The sequence below is a fragment of the Pseudomonas sp. GW821-FHT04D07 genome, from assembly GCF_059420225.1.
This window is the reverse complement of record NZ_JBWKTH010000019.1, coordinates 68,275-88,114: the sequence shown is the minus strand read 5'-3', so window position 1 is coordinate 88,114 and position 19,840 is coordinate 68,275. Positions and strand designations below refer to the sequence as shown.

Genomic DNA, 19,840 nt, shown 5'->3' with positions numbered 1-19,840 from the left:
GGCAAGCCGGCTCCTACAGAAGGTCAGGCGCCCGCGTGTTCCAGCAAGCGCTTGAGCGCCGCCAGTTCCTCGGCGGAACTGCTACCTATCCATTGCTCGATCAAGGCCAGCGGTGCCGGCAGATTCAAATGCTCCGGTAAAATCTCGTCGCCGCTGCTGACCAGCAAGGCGAAGTGAATGACATTCTCCAGCTCCCGGGTGTTGCCCGGCCAACTGTGCCTCTCCAGGGCGCGCTGGGCACTTTCACTGATCAGCGGCACCGGCAGGCTCAGGCGCTGGCTGTAGATGCCGAGGAAATACTCGGCCAAGGGCAGGATGTCGCCGACCCGTTCGCGTAGCGCCGGCAATTCCAGCTGGCCTTCGCTGAGGTAGTGATAGAGGCGCTCATGGAATTTGCCGACCGCCACCGCCTGCGCCAGGTCGATGCTGGTGGCCGCCACCAGGCGCACATCCACGGGGCTCGGCTGCGGCGCGCCGACCCGGGTGACTTCGTGATTCTCCAGCGCGGCGAGCAATTTCACCTGGATCGGCAGCGGCAGATCGCCAATCTCGTCCAGGTACAAAGTGCCGCCATTGGCCGAACCGAACCAGCCGGCGCGACTGCTGGCCGAGCCGCTGTAGGCCCCCACGGCATAACCGAACAGCTCGGCGTCGGCGTAGGTCGGGCTGATGGCGCCACAGTTCACCGAAACGAACAACCCGGAGCGGTCGCTGGCGCGGTGGATATGCCGGGCAAGCAACTCCTTGCCGGTCCCGGTCTCGCCCCGAATCAATACCGGCAGCGCCTTGGGCGCCAGGGTTTCGAGTTCTTCGCGCAGTTGCCGCGAACGCGGATCGACGAACACCAGCGCCTTGGCGCGAATACTCAGGGGGCTCTTTTCCGAATCGGGAAAGGTCAGCAGCGGCTGACCGAAGGTTTGATGCAGGCTCATGGCAGACTCCCGCCCCAAACCGCCAACTGGCGGGGGGCGTTCAAGCAAAAGAAAAAATTCAGGCGCGACGCAGGGAATGCTGTTCCATTCGGGTCTGCAGGCGGTACAGGTAGGCAAAACCCTGTTCCCAGCGCTGGTGACCGGACTTCACATTGATATGCCCGGCGCCGCTGAGGATGCTCGCTTGCGCGCCCCAGTCGCGGGCCAGTTCCAGGGTCCGTGGGGCGCTGACGGCGGCGTCGTTGTCGGAGGCGACGATCTGGCTCGGGAACGGCAACAGGTCGCTCGGAATCGGCGCAAAGTTACGCAGCGCCGGGGTACAGGCAGGACGCTCGACATCGGCCGGGGCCACCAGCAACGCGCCACGGACCTGGCGCAGCAGGTGCAGCGGCGCCGTTTGCGCCCAGTGGGCGACGGTGATGCAACCCAGGCTGTGGGCGATCAGGATCACCGGCGTGTCGTCGGCGGCAATGGCTTCGGCCAGGGCCGCGACCCAGTCTTCGCGACGCGGCGTCAGCCAGTCGGCCTGCTCCACCCGCGCACTGTTGGGCAGGCTGTTCTGCCAGTGGGTTTGCCAATGATCTTCTGGCGATCCTTGCCAGCCCGGCACGATCAGATAACGAATCGACTCGTTGCGCATGGGATACACCTCCTCCTGCGTTTGCGTTCCTGATCGAGTATAGGGAGGAGAGTTATATTCGTTAAGGAATAAGAAGCTATTTGTTAATACCACAAAGAAATATAAGAACTTACGAATCGCTCCCTGCCGACACAAACCCTGTAGGAGCCGGCAAGCCGGCTCCAGGTTTTCGCTCGGACACAAAATTTGCGAACCACTCGGACACTGTGGGAGCGGTGCTTGCCCGCGAAGGGGCCTTGAGCCTTGCGGTGTCGATCCGGCCGCCATCGCCGGCAAGCCGGCTCCTACAGGGTTTCGCTCGGACACAAAATTTGCGAACCACTCGGACACTGTGGGAGCGGAGCTTGCCCGCGAAGGGGGCCTTGAGCCTTGCGGTGTCGATCCGGCCGCCATCGCCGGCAAGCCGGCTCCTACAGGGTTTGTATAACCACCTTCAGCCTTGTGCCGCACTCACTGCCTGCGGGCTCTGGCGCTCGGCCCGGACAAACCGATTGGCCCGCCCGAACGTCCCGAAATCATTGAAGCGCACGCCCATCTCGGCCATCACCTTGTGCGCCACCGGCGCGGTCATCTGGCGGATGTAGAACGGTTCCTTGACCACGAAATGATGAATCCCGTGGGTGCTGCCGAAGTTGAAACAGAACGCCTGCAACGGCCACAGCCACCAGGGATTGAGCACCTGGGTCTGCTGGATCACATTGCCCGCTTCAAGATCCCCGTAATAGTGCATGTTCGAACTGACGAAATGCAGGCAAAAGGTCCGCAGCACATTCGGCCCGATAATCACCACCGCGGCGATATCGATCACCTGCATCACCGCCAGGGTATGGGCCGACCAGTCGATGGAGATGCCCAACAGACCGGCGATCCCGTTGGCCGCATGAAAACCAAGAAATACATACCACGCCCCCCAGTGCAGCAGCGCCAGCGGCGCATAGACCCGGAGCGTGCGTTTGAGGACGAAGAACTTGTGGCTCCAGGTCTTGGCCCGCCGCATGCGGATCAACGAGGACATCACGTTGTCGCCGACCATCAACAGACGGGCAATCCCCCACGGCTCGCCATTGGTAATGGCACGCTCCTCCATGTCCGCTTCAGTGCCGGAGACCTTGTGATGATTGAGGTGCAGATGGCGCCGAATCCACGGGTTGATGGTGCTCGGCCGCGCCAGCCAGACCAGTGCCAGCATCAGGTTGTGTGGCAGCCGTTGCTTACGGAAATACATGCTGTGGATCAGGTCGTGTTCCAGCTCGTGGGTCAGCGAGGCAAAAAAAGCATTCAGTAACAAACACCCCCACCAGGCCAGATAGCCGTCCACATAAAGCACCGCCGATCCGATCATGCCGGCCAGGGCAAACGCCAGGATGCCCGTGCCCAGGGCGTCCTGATGGTTCAGCAGCGGATAGCGTCGGCGCAATTCGACGCCCCGGGCCATGACCGTTTCACGAATACCGGCTGATCGTTGTTGAGCATTCAGGCGCTCGGGACTTGCGCAAACACCGTCCATGATTCCATCCTTTGGTTATTGATGTTCGTATCCTGCGCCGTCGCCGCATCAAAGGTCGTAGCCGCGAACGCCAACCCGTTGACCGGATACGCCAACATGCCAGAACCGACCTCGCTCTCCAGCTGGACCCGCGCCCTGCGCAAGCAGCTCGACGCCCTGGGCCTCGACAGCGCAGCCCTGTGCCGCGAAGCCGGGCTCGACCCGCAATTGATGGACGACCCCAACGCCCGCTACCCGCTGTCGGCCACCACGCGCCTGTGGGCGCTGGCCGTGGCCAGCAGCGGCGACCCGGCCATCGGTTTGCGGGTCTCGCGGTTTGTCAGTCCGACCACTTTCCACGCCCTCGGCTACGCGCTGGTGGCCAGCGGCAGCCTGCGCGAGGTATTCGAACGGATCGTGCGTTATCACCACGTGGTCAGCGATGCCCTGGAACTGGAATTCAGCCGCGAGGGCGAACGTTATCGTTTTCGCCTGCAAGTGCCCAAGGACGGCCCGGCGCCCGCCCCCGAAGCCATCGATGCCTTCGTTTCGATCTATGTGCGCACCTGCCGCAACCGCCTGGGTCGCGATTACGCGCCGTTGGCGGTGTATCTGCGACGCCCGGCACCGGCCGATCCAACGCCCTGGCACACGGTGTTCCGCGCGCCGGTGTTCTTCGCCGCCGAGGAGGACCGGCTGGAGTTCGCCTGTAGCGATTTCGACAGCCACCTGGACGATGCCAACCCGGAACTGGCCGAGCACAACGAGACGGTGCTCAACCGCACCCTGGCGCAATTGAAGCCGCTGACCTGGGAGCGCCGCGTGCGTGAGGCCATCGAGGCTCAGTTGCCGGAAGGCGAGCCGTCGGCGGAACGCATCGCCCAGACCCTGCACCTGAGCCTGCGCAGCCTGCAACGGCACCTGGCCGATGAAGGCGCGCGCTACGACACCCTGCTCAACGAATGTCGGGAGAACCTCGCACTGCTGCACCTGCGCGACCCGCAGTGCTCGCTGAGCGAGGTCAGCTATCTGCTCGGTTTTGCCGACACCAGCAGCTTCAGCCGGGCGTTCAAGCGCTGGACCGGGATCACTCCGGGGCAGTTTCGCGACGGCTTGCGCTGAGCGCACCAGTAACAGATTTTCACTCACTCGCCACGGAACGCAGGCGCTCCAGATCGAGGATCTCGAGCCCGCCATAGTGGGTGCGCAGGATGCCCTGCTGCTGGAAATCCTGGAGGATCTGGTTGGTGGTCTGGCGCGACAGCGACAACATCGCCGCCAACTGCTCCTGGGACACCTCGATCAATTGTCGCGAACGGTTCAGTTCGCCGTAGCCTTCGGCAATCAATAACAGACGGTGCGCCAGGCGCGCCGGGGCCGACATCAGGCTCAACTGTTCCAGGCCGAGAAAGGTCAGGCGCAGTTTCTGGCTCATCAGCAAGGCGAACTGCCGCCAGTACTCCGGGTGTTCGTCGAGCAGCTTGAGTAAAACATCCTGAGGCACCTGCAACAGAATGGTATGCCCCACAGCATAGGCATCGTGGGTCCGTGGCAGGCCATCGAACAGAGAAATCTCGCCGAACCAGTAAGGCAGTTCGATCACCCCGAGCAAGGCCTCCTTGCCCTTCTCGCTGAGGGTCCCGACCCTGATCGAACCTTCCAGCACCGCATACAGCCCGCACGGCGGATCGCCGCGCTGGAACAGGCGCTGGCCGGGCGTCAGGCGCCGGCCCTTGGCGGCGGCGAGCAGGCTATCCTGCAAGTGAGCGGGCAGGTGGTTGAACCAGTGTCCGGTCAGCAGGCGCGAGCGCCAGGCAGATACATCCATGAGAACTCCGAGACGATTGTCGTGTAGCTGACAGAGTGAAGGTTTCGCGTAGGGCATGATCCCATCACCCTACAGGAGGAATAACAATGAAAAACCTCGTCGAGCATCTCAGTCAATACGCCGACTATCACCGTGACCCGCGCAATATCGCCAGCCACTTCATCGGCATTCCCCTGATCGTGGTCGCCGTGGCGGTGTTGTTGTCACGGCCGGAGTGGCCGGTGGCCGGGCTCGGGATCAGCCCCGCAGTGTTTTTGGCGGTGGTCGCGGCGGTGTTTTATCTGCGCCTGGAACGGGACCTCGGACTGCTGATGACAGTGCTGCTCGGCCTATCCGTTTGGGCGGGCCAAACCCTCGCGGCACAGAGCACGCTGGTGTGGTTGGCGAGCGGAATCGGCCTGTTCGTGATCGGCTGGGCGATCCAGTTCGTCGGGCATTACTACGAAGGGCGCAAGCCGGCGTTTGTCGATGATCTCAGCGGGCTGATCGTCGGGCCGTTGTTCGTGGTGGCGGAGTTGTTGTTTTTGCTCGGGCTGCGCCAGGGCTTGAAACGCGCCATCGAGGAACGTTCAGGCCCGGTCGCCTTGCGCAGTAAAAATATCTCGGTATGAAACGGCGGGTACCGGAGCGCTGAGCACTCGCTCCGGTTCGATCCTTCAGCCGCAACCGACCTGCCCCCGTCCCCTCACTTGAGATCCTTGATCAGCACATCGGCGGCCTGGAACGACAGCGCGGCGATGGTCAGGCTCGGGTTGGAGGTCCCGCTGCTGGGGAACACCCCATCGCCGACCAGGAACAGGTTGGCGTGATCCCAACTGCGCTGATCCTTGTTGACCACCGAGGTCCTCGGATCGGCGCCCATGCGGTAAGTGCCCATCAGGTGCCCGGCCCCCTGGAAAGGGTAGCGCTGGCCCTCGTAGTCGAAAATACCGGCATTGAAGGCAGGGTCTGGATTGAGGTCGGTCAGCTCGGTGGCCCCCAGCAACTCCTTGATGATGTAGCTGGCGGCGATACGTGCCTGCTTGAACCCTTCCTTGGTGTAGTTGGACAGGTCATAGTGGATCTCGGGTCGCGGGATACCCAGGCGATCCTTGTAAACGGCCGAAGGGCTGATGTAGCAGTTGGCACGGTCCGGATCATCTTCCACCTGCTCCACCAGGAAGCCGATGCGGAACTGGCGGATCAACCGGTCGTTGAGGGCCTTGATCAACGCGCTGCCATAGAGCGTCTGTGTTGGCTGGTCGGTGCCCGGCAGTGGATTGCTCTTACTGGCGTTCTTGCCATCGACCAGGTCGGAAACCGTGGTATAGGGGTCACCGACCGGCCAGTTCCAGCCTTCATTTCCGATCTCTATCCGCCAGGCCGCGCGCTGGCGGCGAAACGCCCCGTCGCGCAGGCTCTCGATACCGGCGGTGGACACCGGTCCACGATATGGGAACACCGATTTCCCCTCCGGCATCATCCCCCAGGCGAGATAGATCGGATGGTCCGACAGGCTGCGCCCGACCTGCCCGCTGCTGTTGGCAACGCCGTGAGGCCACTGGGTGCTGGTGGAGTTGAGCAACAATTTGGGGGTCTCGATGGCATGCGCGGCGATCACATAACGCTGCGCGGTCGCCACCCCGGTACCGGTGGGTGGGCCATCGCCGAGTTGATACTGGATGAATTCGATGCCGCTGATGCCCTTGTCCGCCGCCACCGTCACCCGACTGGCCACGGTCTTGTAGAGCACCCGCACATTGCCGGTTTCCAGGGCCTTGTTCAGGGTCACCGTGGCATCGTACTTGGCCTGGATCGGACAGATCGGCGTGCAGTTGGTATTGCCCGCGCACACTCGTCGGCCGGCATAAGGCTCGGAGTTCCGGCCAGCAGGAGTCGGACTCACCACCAGCGGCAAGCCGGCGAACGACTTGCCCTGTACCGCCTGCACAAAGCTGCCGTCAACCAGTGACAGGGGAATGCTGTGCATCGGAAACTCGTAACCTTGCGAGAAGGTCAGGCCCAGGTAGCCCTGGTCGGCTACCGCGGCCGACACACCGATCTCCTCCTCGGCCCGGCAATAGGCGCTCTGCAAATCGTCATAGCCAATCGGCCAGTCGACGCCGACACCGTAAAGAGTCTTCAGGCGGAAGTCGTTGGGCAGCATCCGCAGGCAGGTGCCGACCCAATGCCAGGTGGTGCCGCCACCGACGCGCTCATAGGTGCTGGCGAAGGCCAGCGGACCTTTCTGTACCAGATAACTGATATTCGGGTCCTTCCAGCCATTGATCAGATCGGCGATGGTGGGCCGTGGCGCGTTTTGCATGGCGGGGTTGAGCTCGGGGTGCAGCACAGGCTCCAGCGTGCTGGCCGGCGGGTAAGGCGACTCCGGCGTTTTCAGGGTGGCGGTATAGAAGCGCTCCATGTATTCGCTGCGGTTGGCCGGTATCGACGGACCCGACTCCAACACCAGGACCTTCACTCCAGCCAGGCCCAACTGGTAGGCGATGATGCTGCCCGCCAGGCCGGCACCGACGATGACCACATCCGCATGTTCAGTGCTCATGACCAGGCTCCTTGTTTTGCACTCGCCGGTACGCCGGTGAAAGCCTCCAGGCTCGGCGGTGTTTCACTCCAATAACCGAAATGGAACTGGCTGTAGCCCATGGGATGGGCCTGCGCGACCTTCCACGCCCAACTCTCCTGATAGGCCAGGTCAGAGACCACCCATTGCCGGTCCTTCTTGGAGAAACCGACGTTATAGGGTTGGTACCAGACCCCCAGCAGCCAGAGCTTCATGATCGAACGGGCCGCCTCGGCGGTTTGCGTCTGAGCCGGCTGTGCGCCACTCATGAGGATCGCCTGGGCAATCTGGTCAGGCGTCTGATGATCGGCCAGCAGCGTCGCATACTGGCTGAGCAGCGCGGTAAGCACCCGGTCCGTAAGCTTGGGCCGGATGTAGGTCAGAAATTGCGGTGCCAGTGCGATGGGATCGATCGGTGGCGCCAGCTTGTCGGCCGAAATACCCAGCAGGGCCGAGGACAAACCGATGAAATTATCCAGATCAGTACTCATGGCTTACTCCCTGTGCCCGTGGTGGATTGGGCACGTTCAAGCAAATAGGTGAAGTCGGCAAAAGCGGTACGTGGGTTCTGCGTCACACGGGTCGTGGCGTTGTTATGGCATTCCATGCAACTGGACGACGCCTGCGGCACCGAGCCCTGGATAAAGGTTTCCAGGGTGGTGTTGGCCAGGAAGGTCGGCGCCGGAGTGCCCAGCGGGTTGGTCGGGGACGGCACCTCGCAGTCGGCGGCCGGTTGGGTCGGCCACTGGGTGCTGATCAACTGGTAGTTGGCCCAGACACTATTGCGATTCACCGTGCGCAGCAGGCTCTGATAGGTGCTGTTCAAGGTCTTGGTCGCCGCGCTCAAGGGGGTCTCACGCACGATTTGCGAAGGCGTGGCCTTGACCGCCGGGTTCCAGGGACGCGGCGGCGGTTGATTGACCGGCGCGTTGCTGGCTGCGTTGTAGAACAGGTAAGGTCCTGTGCGCTGCGCCAGCGGCGTGGTCTTTTCCGGCACATTGTCCACGTGCTCGAAGGTCGACCAGACCCACTGCGGCGCACCGGCGGTCTTGTGCACGATGTGCAGCCCCACCAACCCCACCGGCTCGGCCTTGCAGGACTCGGCAACGATAGGCCCATGGGTCGGATCGCTGTTGCCGGGGGTGTAGACCAGAGCATCGACTGTATGGAAGCGCGAGCGCTGGTCATTGCCGTCAAGCACCTTCCAGGACGCCTTGACCATGACCGCCCCGACTTGCCGGGTCTTGTTCGAGCCACAGCTGAACGCCACGCGATTGTGCGGGTTGGCCGCGAAGAACGCCTGTTGTCCCTGGACGCTGTAGAGCCCCTTGCCGGTGATGTCGTTGAACATCGACTGGTTCACCACAATCTCGTTGCGGGTGTAAGTCCCGGTCTGATCCACCAACGGGCCACTCTGGAACGGCTGGATAAACTCATCCAGCACGTCCGGGACCTTGCCCATCTGTTGCAACAGGCGCCCGGACTTGAGGCCCTCGCAGGCCTTGGGAAGGGTCGGCGGGGCACTCCAGCCAGCGGGGGTCTGGCCCTTGGGCAGAAAGATCTGATAACTCTCTCGCCAGCTTTCCCAGACAGTGGCGCCATCCTGCTTGCCAATCTGGACACCGGTATTGGGATTACCGTTCTCCAATGCCGGCCAGTTCAGAGCGATAAAGGTCTGCCATGACAGCACATCGAAATCCTGTTGCAGGCTGCTCAGCGTAGGGGCTGGTGGAGTGACCACCGTGACATCGAAGGGAATTTGCGTCGACAACGTGGGGGCGGCGAAGGTCATGGGACTCAGCAGCGCGCAAAACAAAGCACCACCCAGAGCCGGGCAGGGCCGACAGACTTCCATTTTCATGCGTGTATCTCCTTGGCATCAGGCTAACCAGGAGGTAAAACGCCGGTCCTTCAAAGACTCTTTAACTGCGCCCTCCTGGCATAACCAGCAGCGTAGATAAGGATTCGAAAGGTCATGGAGCGCTTGTTAGATCGAAATGAACTAAAGGCAATAGCTAATAGCCGTATTTTTTGGAAAGCCCCACGGCAACACGCCGACCGGCCAACGCGAGGAGAAAAGCGCGGACAGCAGCGGGCAAGCCATCGAAGCGTCGACGGCTCGCCCGGACGTTTCAGAGAGTGGCGAGTTTCTGCCAGACCTTGGGCTTGAAGAACAAGGTTTCCCCCCGCGTCAGGCCGATCAGGCTGTCGTGGTCCTTCACCACTTCGGCTTCGATCAGTTCGCTCTGGCCTTCAACCTTCAAGGTCACCCGGGTCGTCGCACCCAGCGGACGGATATCGCGCACTTCGGCGGCATGGTGGTCTTCCAGCTCATGGCGCGACAGCGACACTTCATGGGGCCGGAACAGCACATGGTTGTCGTCCCCCAGGTGCAGGCGGTTGGAGTCACCGAGGAAGTGGTAGACGAAATCACTGGCCGGGTTCTCATAGACCTCGCCCGGTGAGCCGATCTGCTCGATCACGCCCTTGTTCATCACCACGATACGGTCGGCGACTTCCATCGCTTCTTCCTGATCGTGGGTCACGAACACCGAGGTCAGGTTGATATCTTCGTGCAGTCGCGCCAACCAGCGCCGCAGCTCCTTGCGGACCTTGGCATCCAGCGCGCCGAAGGGTTCGTCCAGCAGCAACACCTTGGGTTCCACCGCCAAGGCCCGGGCCAGGGCAATACGCTGGCGCTGACCACCGGACAACTGCTCCGGGTAACGGTCGGCCAGCCAATCGAGCTGCACCATGTTCAGCAGCTCATGGACCTTGGTCGCGATCTGGCTTGCGTTCGGGCGCTGGTTCTTCGGCTTCATGCGCAGGCCGAAGGCGACGTTGTCGAACACCGTCATATGCCGGAACAGCGCGTAGTGCTGGAACACGAAACCGACGTTGCGATCACGCACATCGTGGCCGGAAACGTCTTCGCCGTGGAACACGATACTGCCCTCATCCGGGGTTTCCAGCCCGGCGATGATCCGCAGCAAGGTGGTCTTGCCGCAACCGGACGGGCCGAGCAAGGCCACCAGCTCGCCGCTCTGGATATCCAGATTGATGCGATCCAGGGCCTTGAAGGCATTGAAGTTCTTGCTGACATTACGGACTTCGATCGACATGACTTATTCCTCCGCGGCGCTGGCGCGCAGGCGGTTGATACGGTTTTCGCTCCACTGCTTGAGCAGCAGGATGAAGAGCGCCAGGATCAGCAACAGGCTCGCCACGGCGAACGCGGCCACGTGGTTGTATTCGTTGTAGAGGATCTCGACGTGCAGCGGCAGGGTATTGGTCACCCCGCGAATGTGCCCGGAAACCACCGACACCGCACCGAACTCGCCCATCGCCCGCGCGGTGCAGAGCACCACGCCGTAGATCAGGCCCCACTTGATGTTCGGCACGGTGACATGCCAGAACATCTGCCAGCCGTTGGCGCCCAGCAGGCGCGCGGCCTCTTCTTCCTGGGTGCCCTGCTCCTGCATCAGCGGGATCAGTTCCCGGGCGACGAAAGGCACGGTGACGAAGATGGTCGCCAGGACGATGCCCGGCAAGGCAAAGACGATCTGGATGTCGTGATCCGCCAGCCAGGGGCCGAAAAAGCCCTGGGCGCCGAACATCAGCACGTAGACCAGACCCGCAATCACCGGCGAGACCGAGAACGGCAGGTCGATCAGGGTCACCAGCATGCTCTTGCCACGGAACGAATACTTGCTCACGCACCAGGCGGCGCTGACCCCGAAGACCAGGTTCAGTGGCACCGAGATCAGCACGGCGATCACCGTCAGTTTCAGCGCCGAGAGGGCGTCCGGTTCGAAGATCGCGGTGAAGAACGCCCCCAGGCCGAGTTTCAGGCCCTGGGACACCACGATAAACAGTGGCAGGAGTAAAAACAGCGCAAAGATCAGCCAACCAAGGCTGATCAGGATACGCCGCGAAACGGCGCTGCCACGGCGGGCAGCGTTGGCCGACGAGGCGGCGGTAATAGACGATTGGGACATTTTCCGCGCCTCCTTATGGGGTTTCAATGCGCCGCTGCAACAAGTTGATCAGCAGCAACAGGACAAAGGAAACCACCAGCATCAGCACGCCGATGGAGGTCGCGCCGGTATAGTCGTATTGGTCGAGCTTGACCATGATCAGCAGCGGCAGGATCTCGGTTTTCATCGGCATGTTGCCGGCGATGAAAATCACCGAACCGTACTCACCGACACCGCGGGCGAAGGCCAGGGCAAAACCGGTCAACCAGGCGGGCAGCAGCGCCGGCACCAGGATGTAGCGGAACACTTGCAAGGGCTTGGCCCCCAGGCAGGCGGCGGCCTCTTCGATTTCCCGGGGGATATCGGCCAGCACCGGCTGCACGGTGCGCACGACGAACGGCAGCGTGACGAAGGTCAGCGCCAGGGTAATGCCCAAGGGGGTGTAGGCGATCTTGAAACCGAGGTCGGCGGCGAACTGCCCCACCAGGCCTGTCGGCGTGTACAGCGCGGTCAGCGCGATACCGGCCACGGCGGTGGGCAAGGCGAACGGCAGGTCGATCATCGCATCGATGATCTTGCGACCGGGAAAGGTATAGCGCACCAGCACCCAGGCCAGCAGCGTACCGATAATGCCGTTGACGATCGCGGCGTACAGCGCGGTACCGAAGCTCAGTTTCAACGCCGCCAGCACGCGCGGCGCGCAGATGATGGCGTAGAACTGGTCCCAGGTGAGTTGCGCGGCATGTACAAACATCGCCGCCAGGGGGATGAGTACGATCAGGCTGAGGTACACCAAGGTGTAGCCCAGCGTCAGCCCGAAGCCGGGTATGACGGGGGAGATACGACGCGACATAAAAGTCCTTGGTTAACGGGTAGATACCACTGTAGGAGCGTCGACCGGCGGCTCCTACAGGTAGTGTGGCTTACTGCGCCGTGTAGATCTGGTCGAACACGCCACCATCATTGAAGAACTTCGGTTGGGCCGCTTTCCAGCCGCCGAAGTCTTTGTCGATAGTCACCAGATCCAGTTTAGGGAACTGTTGGGCGTACTTGGCGGCGATCTTCTCATCCCGTGGACGGTAGAAGTTCTTCGCGGCGATCTCCTGGCCAGCCGGGCTGTACAGGTGCTTGAGGTATTCAGTGGCGATCTCGCTGTTGCCCTTTTTCTCGGCATTCTTGTCGACCACGGCCACCGGTGGCTCGGCGAGGATCGACAGGGACGGCACGACGATATCGAACTTGTCGGCGCCGCCGTCTTCCTTCAAGGCCAGGAAGGCTTCGTTTTCCCAGGCCAGCAGCACGTCGCCCTGACCGTTGTTGACGAAGGTGATGGTCGAGCCGCGAGCGCCGGTGTCGAGGATCGGCACGTGCTTGAACAGCGCCTTCACGTATTCCTGAGCCTTGGCTTCGCTGCCGCCGGCTTTCAGGCCGTAGGCCCAGGCGGCGAGGAAGTTCCAGCGCGCACCACCGCTGGTTTTCGGGTTCGGGGTGATCACCGAGACATCTTTCTTGAGCAGGTCGCCCCAGTCCTTGATGCCCTTGGGGTTGCCCTTGCGCACCAGGAACACGATGGTCGAGGTGTAGGGGGTGCTGGCGTCCGGCAGGCGTTTTTGCCAGTCCTCGGGCAAGGTCTTGCCGAGCTTGGCGATTTCGTCGATATCGCCGGCCAGGGCCAGGGTCACTACGTCGGCACGCAGGCCGTCGATCACGGCGCGGCCTTGCTTGCCCGAACCGCCATGGGATTGCTGGATCTTCACATTGTCGCCAGGATGGGCCTGCTTCCAGAAGCGGGTGAATTCGGCGTTGTAGTCCTGGTACAGCTCACGGGTCGGGTCGTAGGACACGTTGAGCAACTCGTAATCCTTGGCAACGGCGGAACCGGCAAATACGGCACTGGCGAACGCGGCCAGGGCGTAACGGCGAATCGACGACATGCTGAAACTCCCGAAAATGTGGGTGTATTGGCTTTTTTCTGATGGCGCTTGCGGCCCGCATTCGGGCTCGAACGCTCTGGTGTTGACCGGGGCTCATGGGATGGCGCCCGCAGGTGATCAGTCGCGCCGCTGATTGAACAGAGGAAGACGCGCGGCTCAGCTGGGTTTGCTGCCCGGGTTTTGCAGACGGAATTTTTCCTTGCGTTCGATCTGGACCACTTGTGCGTTGTGAACGGTGATCTCGACGGCGCCGAAACGCAGGTCGCGCAAGGCGCTCTGGATCTCACGCAGAATGGTTGCTTCGTCCTGGCCGTCAACGCTACGCAGAGATGCGCTCATGGTCGTGCTCCTGAAATGAGAGTTGCCCCGGCAGTGGGGCACTGCTTGTGGCGTGAGGGCAATCTTAGACAGGCGAAGTTATTCTTAAAAATACTATTTAAGAATTTTAATATAACCAAAATATCATTAAGGGAACTGCAAGGAGTGGCCGCCGCTGCGCGTCGGATCGCCAGCAAGCCGGCGCCTACAGGAGATCGTGTCAAATGCAGGATTTCGTATGGCACAGCCCCAGTAACAGGGGCTGTGCCGGACAAGGGATTTGTGGAAGGCACAAATCCTGTGTGGGAGCCGGCTTGCCGGCGATGGCGTCCGGACAGACGGCGTAAGACTCAAGCGGTCAGGCAATCACCGGCGCGCACAACCAATCGAGCTTCTCCGCCGGCATCGGCCGTCCGAACCAGTAGCCCTGCCCCAGGTCGCAGGACTGATCAAGCAGGAAGCGCGCCTGCTCGGCCTGTTCGATGCCTTCGGCCTGGACCTGCATGCCCATGCTTTGCGCCAGGGCGATGACCACCCGGACAATCGCCGCATCGTCTTCGTCCCACGGCAAACCGGCAACGAAGCCCTGGTCGATCTTGAGTTTCTGCACCGGCAGCCGCTTGAGCCGCAGCAACGAGGAATACCCGGTGCCGAAATCGTCGATCGCCAGGCTCACCCCCAGTTCGCGCAAGCGATGCAGTTGCTCCAGCGCCACCTCCGGGTCGTCCATCACCGCGCTTTCGGTCACCTCCAGCTCCAACAACGCCGGGTCCAGACCGGTGTCGTCGAGCACCTTCGCCACCTGCTGGTACAGCTCGCGCCGGGCAAACAGACGACTGGAGACGTTCACCGCGATAAACGACAGCTTCACGCCGTCCTGCAACCACTGGCACATCTGCTGGCAGGACTGCTGCATGACCCAGGCGTCGATCTCGGCGATCAGCCCGGTGCGCTCGGCAATCGGGATAAACTCGCCGGGCGACACCAACCCGCGCTGCGGATGTTCCCAGCGCACCAGGGCTTCGACCCCGATCAGCCGGCTGCTGCTCAGGTCATGCACCGGCTGGTAATAGACCCGCAACTCGTCCTGCTCCAGCGCCCGACGCAACTCACCCGCCATTTCCACCCGATGCTGGGCATGGGCGGTCAGCTCCTCGGTGTACAGGGCATAACCTTCACGCCCCGCGCTCTTGGCCTTGAACAAGGCCGAGTCGGCATTGCGCAGCAATTGCTCGGCATTCAACGAATCGCTGGGGAACAGGCTGATGCCGATACTGGCGCTGATAAACAACTGATGCCCATCGAGCTGGAACGGCTCCTTCAAACCCTCGATCACCCGCTGTGCCAGGGCCGCCGCTTGCACCACCTGTGGGCAGTTCTCCGCCAACACGGCGAACTCGTCACCGCCCAGGCGGGCCAGGCTGATGCCACTGCCGAACAGCTGCTGCAGGCGCTCGCCGACCGCCTTGAGCAATTGGTCGCCGATGTTGTGGCCGAGGCTGTCGTTGATGATCTTGAAGTGATCCAGGTCGATCAGCAGCAAGGCGCAACCGCGCTTGTGCACCTGCGCCGAGGCCAGCGCCTGGCTGGCGCGGTCGGTGAACAGCAGGCGATTGGGCAGGCCGGTCAGAGGATCGTAGTTGGCCAGTTGCGCCAGCTCGTGCTGCGAGTCCTTGATCGCGCTGATATCGGAAAACACCGCGACATACTGGCTGAGCTGCCCCAGATCGTCGTGGATCGCCCGGATCGTCTGCCACTGCGGATAGATTTCGCCGCTCTTGCGCCGGTTCCAGATCTCACCGCTCCACTCGCCGGTGGCCTCCAGCGCCTGATAGACCTTCTGGTAGAAGTCCGCCGAATGCCGGCCGGACTTGAACAGGTTCGGCCGCTCCCCCAGTACCTCGGCTTCCTGATAACCGGTAATGGCGACAAAGGCGCGGTTGACGTGGACGATCAAACCGTCCTTGTCGGTGACCAATACCCCCTCGCGGGTGCAATCGAACACCGCCGCGGCCTGGCGCAAGCGTTCACGATCCTCGGACCCGGGCTTCAAGTCCGGGACGGCGTGGCCGAAACGCTGGTAACGGGCATGGATCAGGAAAATCAGCACGGCGCTGACACTCACCCACAGGTAGCCGCGAGCGATCTGCCAATGCACCAACTGCTCAGGGTCATCGAAAAAACTGCTCAACAGGTGCTGGCTGAGCTGGATCCAGAGGACCGACAGCAGCAGGTAAAGCAGACCTGACCTCAGGGCATTGCGATTTGAAATCGACATAAACGGTACTAATTCCCTCTAGAAACGCCAAACTGCCCTACAAATTGGCCGGAATTATAGAGTAAGAAACATCCCGCCACTCTTATCTGAAACAGCGACTGGTTTTCTCTGTGGGCTCGGTGATAATGCACGGGCTGTTCTTTACTTTTTCGAGGGCCATACAGCCTATGTGGTACAACGGTTTTCTTGACCTGTCAGCCTGGCAAGTAGTGGCGGTCACCCTGTTGATGACCCACGTGACCATTGTCGGCGTCACGGTCTATCTGCATCGCTATTCGGCCCACCGCTCCCTGGAGCTCAACGGTGGCCTGAAACACTTTTTCCGCTTCTGGCTGTGGCTGACCACGGCACAGAATACTCGCGAGTGGACCGCGATCCACCGTAAACATCACGCAAAATGTGAAACCGTCGACGACCCCCACAGTCCGGTGATCCTCGGCCTGTCCACGGTTCTGCGTACCGGTGCCGAGCTATACCGGGCCGAGGCCAGCAACCCCGAGACCCTGCGCATCTACGGCAAGAACTGCCCGGACGACTGGCTCGAGCAGCGCCTCTATTCGCGCTACAAAATGCTCGGTATCGCCCTCATGGCGGTGATCGACCTGCTGCTGTTCGGCGCCATCGGCATCACCGTCTGGGCCATCCAGATGATGTGGATTCCCTTCTGGGCCGCCGGCGTGATCAACGGCCTGGGCCACGCGGTCGGTTATCGCAACTTCGAATGCCGTGACGCCGCCACCAACCTGATGCCCTGGGGCATCCTGATCGGCGGCGAAGAGCTGCACAATAACCACCATACCTACCCCAACTCGGCCAAGCTGTCGGTCAAGAAATGGGAATTCGACCTGGGCTGGGCCTGGATCAAGGTCTTCAGTTTCCTGGGACTGGCCAAGGTGCAACGTGTCGCGCCCATCGCCCACCGGGTCGAAGGCAAGGGTCACCTGGACATGGACACGGCCATGGCGATCCTCAACAATCGCTTCCAGATCATGGCCCAGTACCGCAAGCTGGTGATCGCCCCGCTGGTGCAACAGGAGCTGGCCAAGGTCGATCATTCGGTACGCCATCAGTTCCGCCGGGCCAAGCGCCTGCTGTCGCGGGAAACCAGCCTGCTCAGCGAAAACCACCAGGTGCGCATCGAAACCATGCTCGCCCATAGCCAGGCACTCAAGGTAATTTACGAGAAACGCCTGGCCCTGCAACAGATCTGGGTCAAGACCAGCTCAAATGGCCACGATATGCTTGCCGCGATCAAGGATTGGGTCCACGAAGCCGAGGCCAGCGGCATCCAGTCGTTGCGCGACTTCGCCGATCAGCTGAAAACCTACTCGTTGCGTCCCTCGGTTGCCTGACACCGTTGATCGGCGCGCCCCTTCCCGGGGCGTGCCAAACGGAACTTAGCGGCCCTGGCCCTATCTCAAAAACACGTCGCCATCCCGGCGGGTTGTAGCGTGGCCGTGCCGCCTTAACGGTCGGCACGTCCTGTGAGATGAGTGCCGATGGTCAACAAGAATTCGAAACCGCCTTCCCTCCCACAGTGGCCAAAAGCCGCTGAAACCCTGCTGGCCTTGATGCACGCCCAGGCGGAAGTCGCCCGCCTGGGCGAACGCGAACAACTCTTCAGTTCCCTGCTGGTCAGCGTCAATGCGGTGCTCTGGGCACTGGACTGGGATACCCAGCAGATGCTCTATGTCAGCCCCGCCTACGAGCGGATCTTTGGCCGCTCGGCCGGCCTGCTTCTGGCCGACTACCGCGAATGGCGCAACAGCATCTACCCCGACGACCTCGACTACGCCGAGCGCAGCCTGGCCCAGGTGCTGGAAAAAGGTTCGGTGGAGGATCGCGAGTACCGCATCATCAGTGCCGACGGGCAGATTCGCTGGCTCAGCGACAAGTGCTTCATCAGTCGCCATGCCGAGCCGCGGCAACGGGTGATCGTGGTCGGCATCGCTGAGGACATCACCGAGAAGAAAGCGCTGGAAGACGAGTTGCAGCGCCTGGCCACCACCGATGTGCTGACCGGCAGCAGCAACCGCCGGCACTTTTTCGACAGTGCCCATCGCGCCTTCGAAGAGGCCCGCCTGCAGAATTCGCCCCTGGCGTTCCTGCTGCTCGACATCGATGACTTCAAGCTGATCAACGACACCTACGGCCACCCCGAAGGCGACCTGGTGTTGCAGCGGATCGCCGAGACCGGACGCGGTGCGCTGCGCATTGGCGATCTGTTCGGTCGGATTGGCGGTGAAGAATTCGCCGCGCTGCTGCCCGGCTGCGCACCGGAGATGGCCCGGCAGATCGCCGAGCGCCTGCAACGGGAGATCCAGCGCCTGAGCTTCAGCCACGACGGCAAAGGCTTCGGCGTTACCGTCAGCCAGGGCCTGACCAGCCTGACGCCGGAGGACGAGAGCCTCGATCCGCTGTTCGCCCGGGCGGACAGCGCGATGTACCAGGCCAAGCGCCAGGGCAAGAACCAGATCGTACTGGCGTAACCCCCGTTGTAGAGGCCGTCTTGCCCCTGGACTCGCAACGCCGGTCAACGCAATCACTGTGGGGGCCGGCTTGCCGGCGATGAGGCCAGCAAGCCTTGCATTGATCTCACGGCCGCCATCGCCGGCAAGCCGGCTCCTACAGGGTTATGTGTACAACCCGGAGGCGGGGGATCATCAGTTTTTGCGCAAACGCATCAACTCCGGCAACCCGACTTTGAGCAAGCGCGCCGTGCGGCTCTTGGCGATTTCTTCAACGCCCTCATGGGGCGTCAGCCGCGCCATTTGCGCCGCCAGGTTCATCACCAGGGCCTCGCGCGAGTAAACCCCGCCACCGAGCTGATAGACCGCCGCAATCAGCTCCCGCAACTCCAGCGGCAGACGCCAGCGCGTGCGCAGCGCCGAACCGAAGCCGGCGCCAAGGGCATAGAGCGATTCGCCGATCAGTTCATCATCCAGCTCACCGCCCGCGCTCAGCCACTCCTGCAAACACCGCAACAAGGCCAGGTCACCCAGACGATGCAACAACCCGGCGCAATAACAACGCTCCTGATCCAGATCGAGCAAGCGCGCCAGGGAGTAGCCATATTCGGCCGTGTGCAGCGACAACTCCCAGTAACGCTCGGCGTAGTCACCCAGGGCCGCATCACTGAGCCGGGCACTGCGCTTGAGAGTCAGGCCGAGGATCAGGTTCATGCTCTGCGCCGCACCGAGCCGTTGCAACGCCTGGGCCAGAGTCTGCACCGCACTGCCATGATGCTGGGCCGCACTGTTGGCTGCCGCGATCAGCACGGCGGTGATTTGCGGGTCGGTGCGGATTTCCTGCTCCAGCAGCTTCAGGTCAAGGCCGCCGGGATTGAGGCTGCGGTTGACCGCCACCTGTACATCCGCCATCAGCGGCGCACCGTCCGACTCCTCGCGACGGCGTTCGAGAAACTTCGCCACGGTCATGCCCGGTACCAGGGCCGGAATTTCGCACGAGACCGCCTGTCCTGCATCCAGCAACAGATCCTGCAGGCGCTGGGTCAGGCTCTCCATATTCAGCGGTTTGGTCAGGTAAGCCGTCGGTTGCAGCGGCAGGATTTCCCGCACGCTGGCCACGTCGTTACGCGAGCCCACCAGAATGAACGGCAGTGGCGGAGTGCGTTTTTTCTGACGCAGGCCGCGCAGCAGGCTCAGGCCATCGACACCCGGCAACTCCCAGTCCGCAATCACCAGATCGAAGGCTTGCTCGCTGAGCAACTCAAGCGCGTGGTGGCCATCAGCACAGATTTCCAATCGGGCATCACAACGCACGTTCAACAGCACCTGCTTCAACAGGTCCCGTGACCAAGGCTCCGCCTCGACAATCAACACACGGGGTACAGCGGGTAAATCCACAGCAGTCATCAAGCACTC

17 protein-coding genes and 1 pseudogene are annotated in these 19,840 nt (G+C 62.1%); 4 read left to right on the top strand and 14 right to left on the bottom strand.

Going from position 1 to position 19,840, the window contains the following annotated elements; all coding sequences use genetic code 11:
• Positions 1–23: 23 nt before the first annotated feature.
• The 3 genes from AC07T0_RS21065 to AC07T0_RS21055 all read right to left on the bottom strand — a co-directional run bounded on the left by AC07T0_RS21065 (position 24) and on the right by AC07T0_RS21055 (position 3,079).
• Positions 24–932 (bottom strand): sigma 54-interacting transcriptional regulator, encoded by a 909-nt coding sequence (locus AC07T0_RS21065; RefSeq protein ID WP_495003034.1) that lies wholly within the window; start codon positions 930–932, stop codon positions 24–26.
• A 58-nt stretch (positions 933–990) separates the two neighbouring features.
• Complete coding sequence (locus tag AC07T0_RS21060; RefSeq protein ID WP_495003033.1) at positions 991–1,572, bottom strand: alpha/beta hydrolase; 582 nt, start codon at positions 1,570–1,572, stop codon at positions 991–993.
• 433 nt (positions 1,573–2,005) lie between these two features.
• Positions 2,006–3,079, bottom strand: coding sequence for a fatty acid desaturase (locus AC07T0_RS21055; protein ID WP_495003032.1), 1,074 nt, complete (start codon positions 3,077–3,079; stop codon positions 2,006–2,008).
• A 96-nt stretch (positions 3,080–3,175) separates the two neighbouring features.
• On the opposite strand from AC07T0_RS21055, the gene AC07T0_RS21050 reads away from it, so the two are divergent.
• Positions 3,176–4,180 carry an AraC family transcriptional regulator gene (locus tag AC07T0_RS21050; RefSeq protein ID WP_495003031.1) on the top strand — a complete coding sequence of 335 codons (1,005 nt, stop codon included), beginning with the start codon at positions 3,176–3,178 and terminating at the stop codon, positions 4,178–4,180.
• Positions 4,181–4,199: 19 nt separating this feature from the next.
• Here the strand turns inward: AC07T0_RS21050 and AC07T0_RS21045 are convergent, their stop codons facing one another.
• Complete coding sequence (locus AC07T0_RS21045; RefSeq protein WP_495003030.1) at positions 4,200–4,886, bottom strand: Crp/Fnr family transcriptional regulator; 687 nt, start codon at positions 4,884–4,886, stop codon at positions 4,200–4,202.
• Positions 4,887–4,972: 86 nt separating this feature from the next.
• On the opposite strand from AC07T0_RS21045, the gene AC07T0_RS21040 reads away from it, so the two are divergent.
• Positions 4,973–5,497, top strand: coding sequence for an Mpo1 family 2-hydroxy fatty acid dioxygenase (locus AC07T0_RS21040; protein WP_495003029.1), 525 nt, complete (start codon positions 4,973–4,975; stop codon positions 5,495–5,497).
• 80 nt (positions 5,498–5,577) lie between these two features.
• Here AC07T0_RS21040 and AC07T0_RS21035 read toward each other — a convergent pair.
• The 9 genes and pseudogenes from AC07T0_RS21035 to dibA form a co-directional block, all read right to left on the bottom strand.
• Positions 5,578–7,431: pseudogene (locus AC07T0_RS21035) on the bottom strand (GMC family oxidoreductase); the annotation flags it as partial.
• A complete protein-coding gene (locus AC07T0_RS21030; protein WP_495003028.1) occupies positions 7,428–7,940 on the bottom strand; it encodes a sorbitol dehydrogenase in 513 nt (170 codons plus the stop codon). The gene AC07T0_RS21030 and the pseudogene AC07T0_RS21035, both read right to left, overlap by 4 nt.
• Positions 7,937–9,310, bottom strand: a complete 1,374-nt coding sequence (locus AC07T0_RS21025; RefSeq protein WP_495003027.1) for a cytochrome C — start codon at positions 9,308–9,310, stop codon at positions 7,937–7,939. The genes AC07T0_RS21030 and AC07T0_RS21025 overlap by 4 nt, the downstream gene beginning before the upstream one ends.
• Before the next feature lie 271 nt (positions 9,311–9,581).
• Positions 9,582–10,571, bottom strand: coding sequence for a sulfate/molybdate ABC transporter ATP-binding protein (locus AC07T0_RS21020; RefSeq protein ID WP_495003026.1), 990 nt, complete (start codon positions 10,569–10,571; stop codon positions 9,582–9,584).
• Between the two features lie 3 nt (positions 10,572–10,574).
• Complete coding sequence (gene cysW / locus AC07T0_RS21015) at positions 10,575–11,447, bottom strand: sulfate ABC transporter permease subunit CysW (protein WP_495003025.1); 873 nt, start codon at positions 11,445–11,447, stop codon at positions 10,575–10,577.
• 13 nt (positions 11,448–11,460) lie between these two features.
• Positions 11,461–12,279: a sulfate ABC transporter permease subunit CysT gene (cysT, locus tag AC07T0_RS21010; protein ID WP_495003024.1), complete on the bottom strand. Its 819-nt coding sequence runs from the start codon at positions 12,277–12,279 to the stop codon at positions 11,461–11,463.
• Positions 12,280–12,349: 70 nt separating this feature from the next.
• A complete protein-coding gene (locus AC07T0_RS21005; protein ID WP_495003023.1) occupies positions 12,350–13,360 on the bottom strand; it encodes a sulfate ABC transporter substrate-binding protein in 1,011 nt (336 codons plus the stop codon).
• Between the two features lie 156 nt (positions 13,361–13,516).
• The gene (gene oscA / locus AC07T0_RS21000; RefSeq protein ID WP_040071968.1) at positions 13,517–13,699 is read right to left on the bottom strand and encodes a sulfur starvation response protein OscA; all 183 of its coding nucleotides are present in this window, start codon (positions 13,697–13,699) and stop codon (positions 13,517–13,519) included.
• Positions 13,700–14,036: 337 nt separating this feature from the next.
• Entirely contained in the window at positions 14,037–15,956 is a 1,920-nt protein-coding gene (gene dibA, locus AC07T0_RS20995) for a phosphodiesterase DibA (protein WP_495003022.1), read from the bottom strand.
• 167 nt (positions 15,957–16,123) lie between these two features.
• Between dibA and desA the strand changes: the two genes are divergently transcribed.
• Both desA and AC07T0_RS20985 read left to right on the top strand, forming a co-directional pair.
• Complete coding sequence (desA, locus tag AC07T0_RS20990; RefSeq protein WP_495003021.1) at positions 16,124–17,308, top strand: delta-9 fatty acid desaturase DesA; 1,185 nt, start codon at positions 16,124–16,126, stop codon at positions 17,306–17,308.
• Positions 17,309–17,455: 147 nt separating this feature from the next.
• Entirely contained in the window at positions 17,456–18,445 is a 990-nt protein-coding gene (locus AC07T0_RS20985) for a GGDEF domain-containing protein (protein ID WP_495003020.1), read from the top strand.
• Positions 18,446–18,619: 174 nt separating this feature from the next.
• Here the strand turns inward: AC07T0_RS20985 and AC07T0_RS20980 are convergent, their stop codons facing one another.
• The gene (locus AC07T0_RS20980; protein WP_495003019.1) at positions 18,620–19,831 is read right to left on the bottom strand and encodes an HDOD domain-containing protein; all 1,212 of its coding nucleotides are present in this window, start codon (positions 19,829–19,831) and stop codon (positions 18,620–18,622) included.
• Between the last annotated feature and the right edge of the window lie 9 nt (positions 19,832–19,840).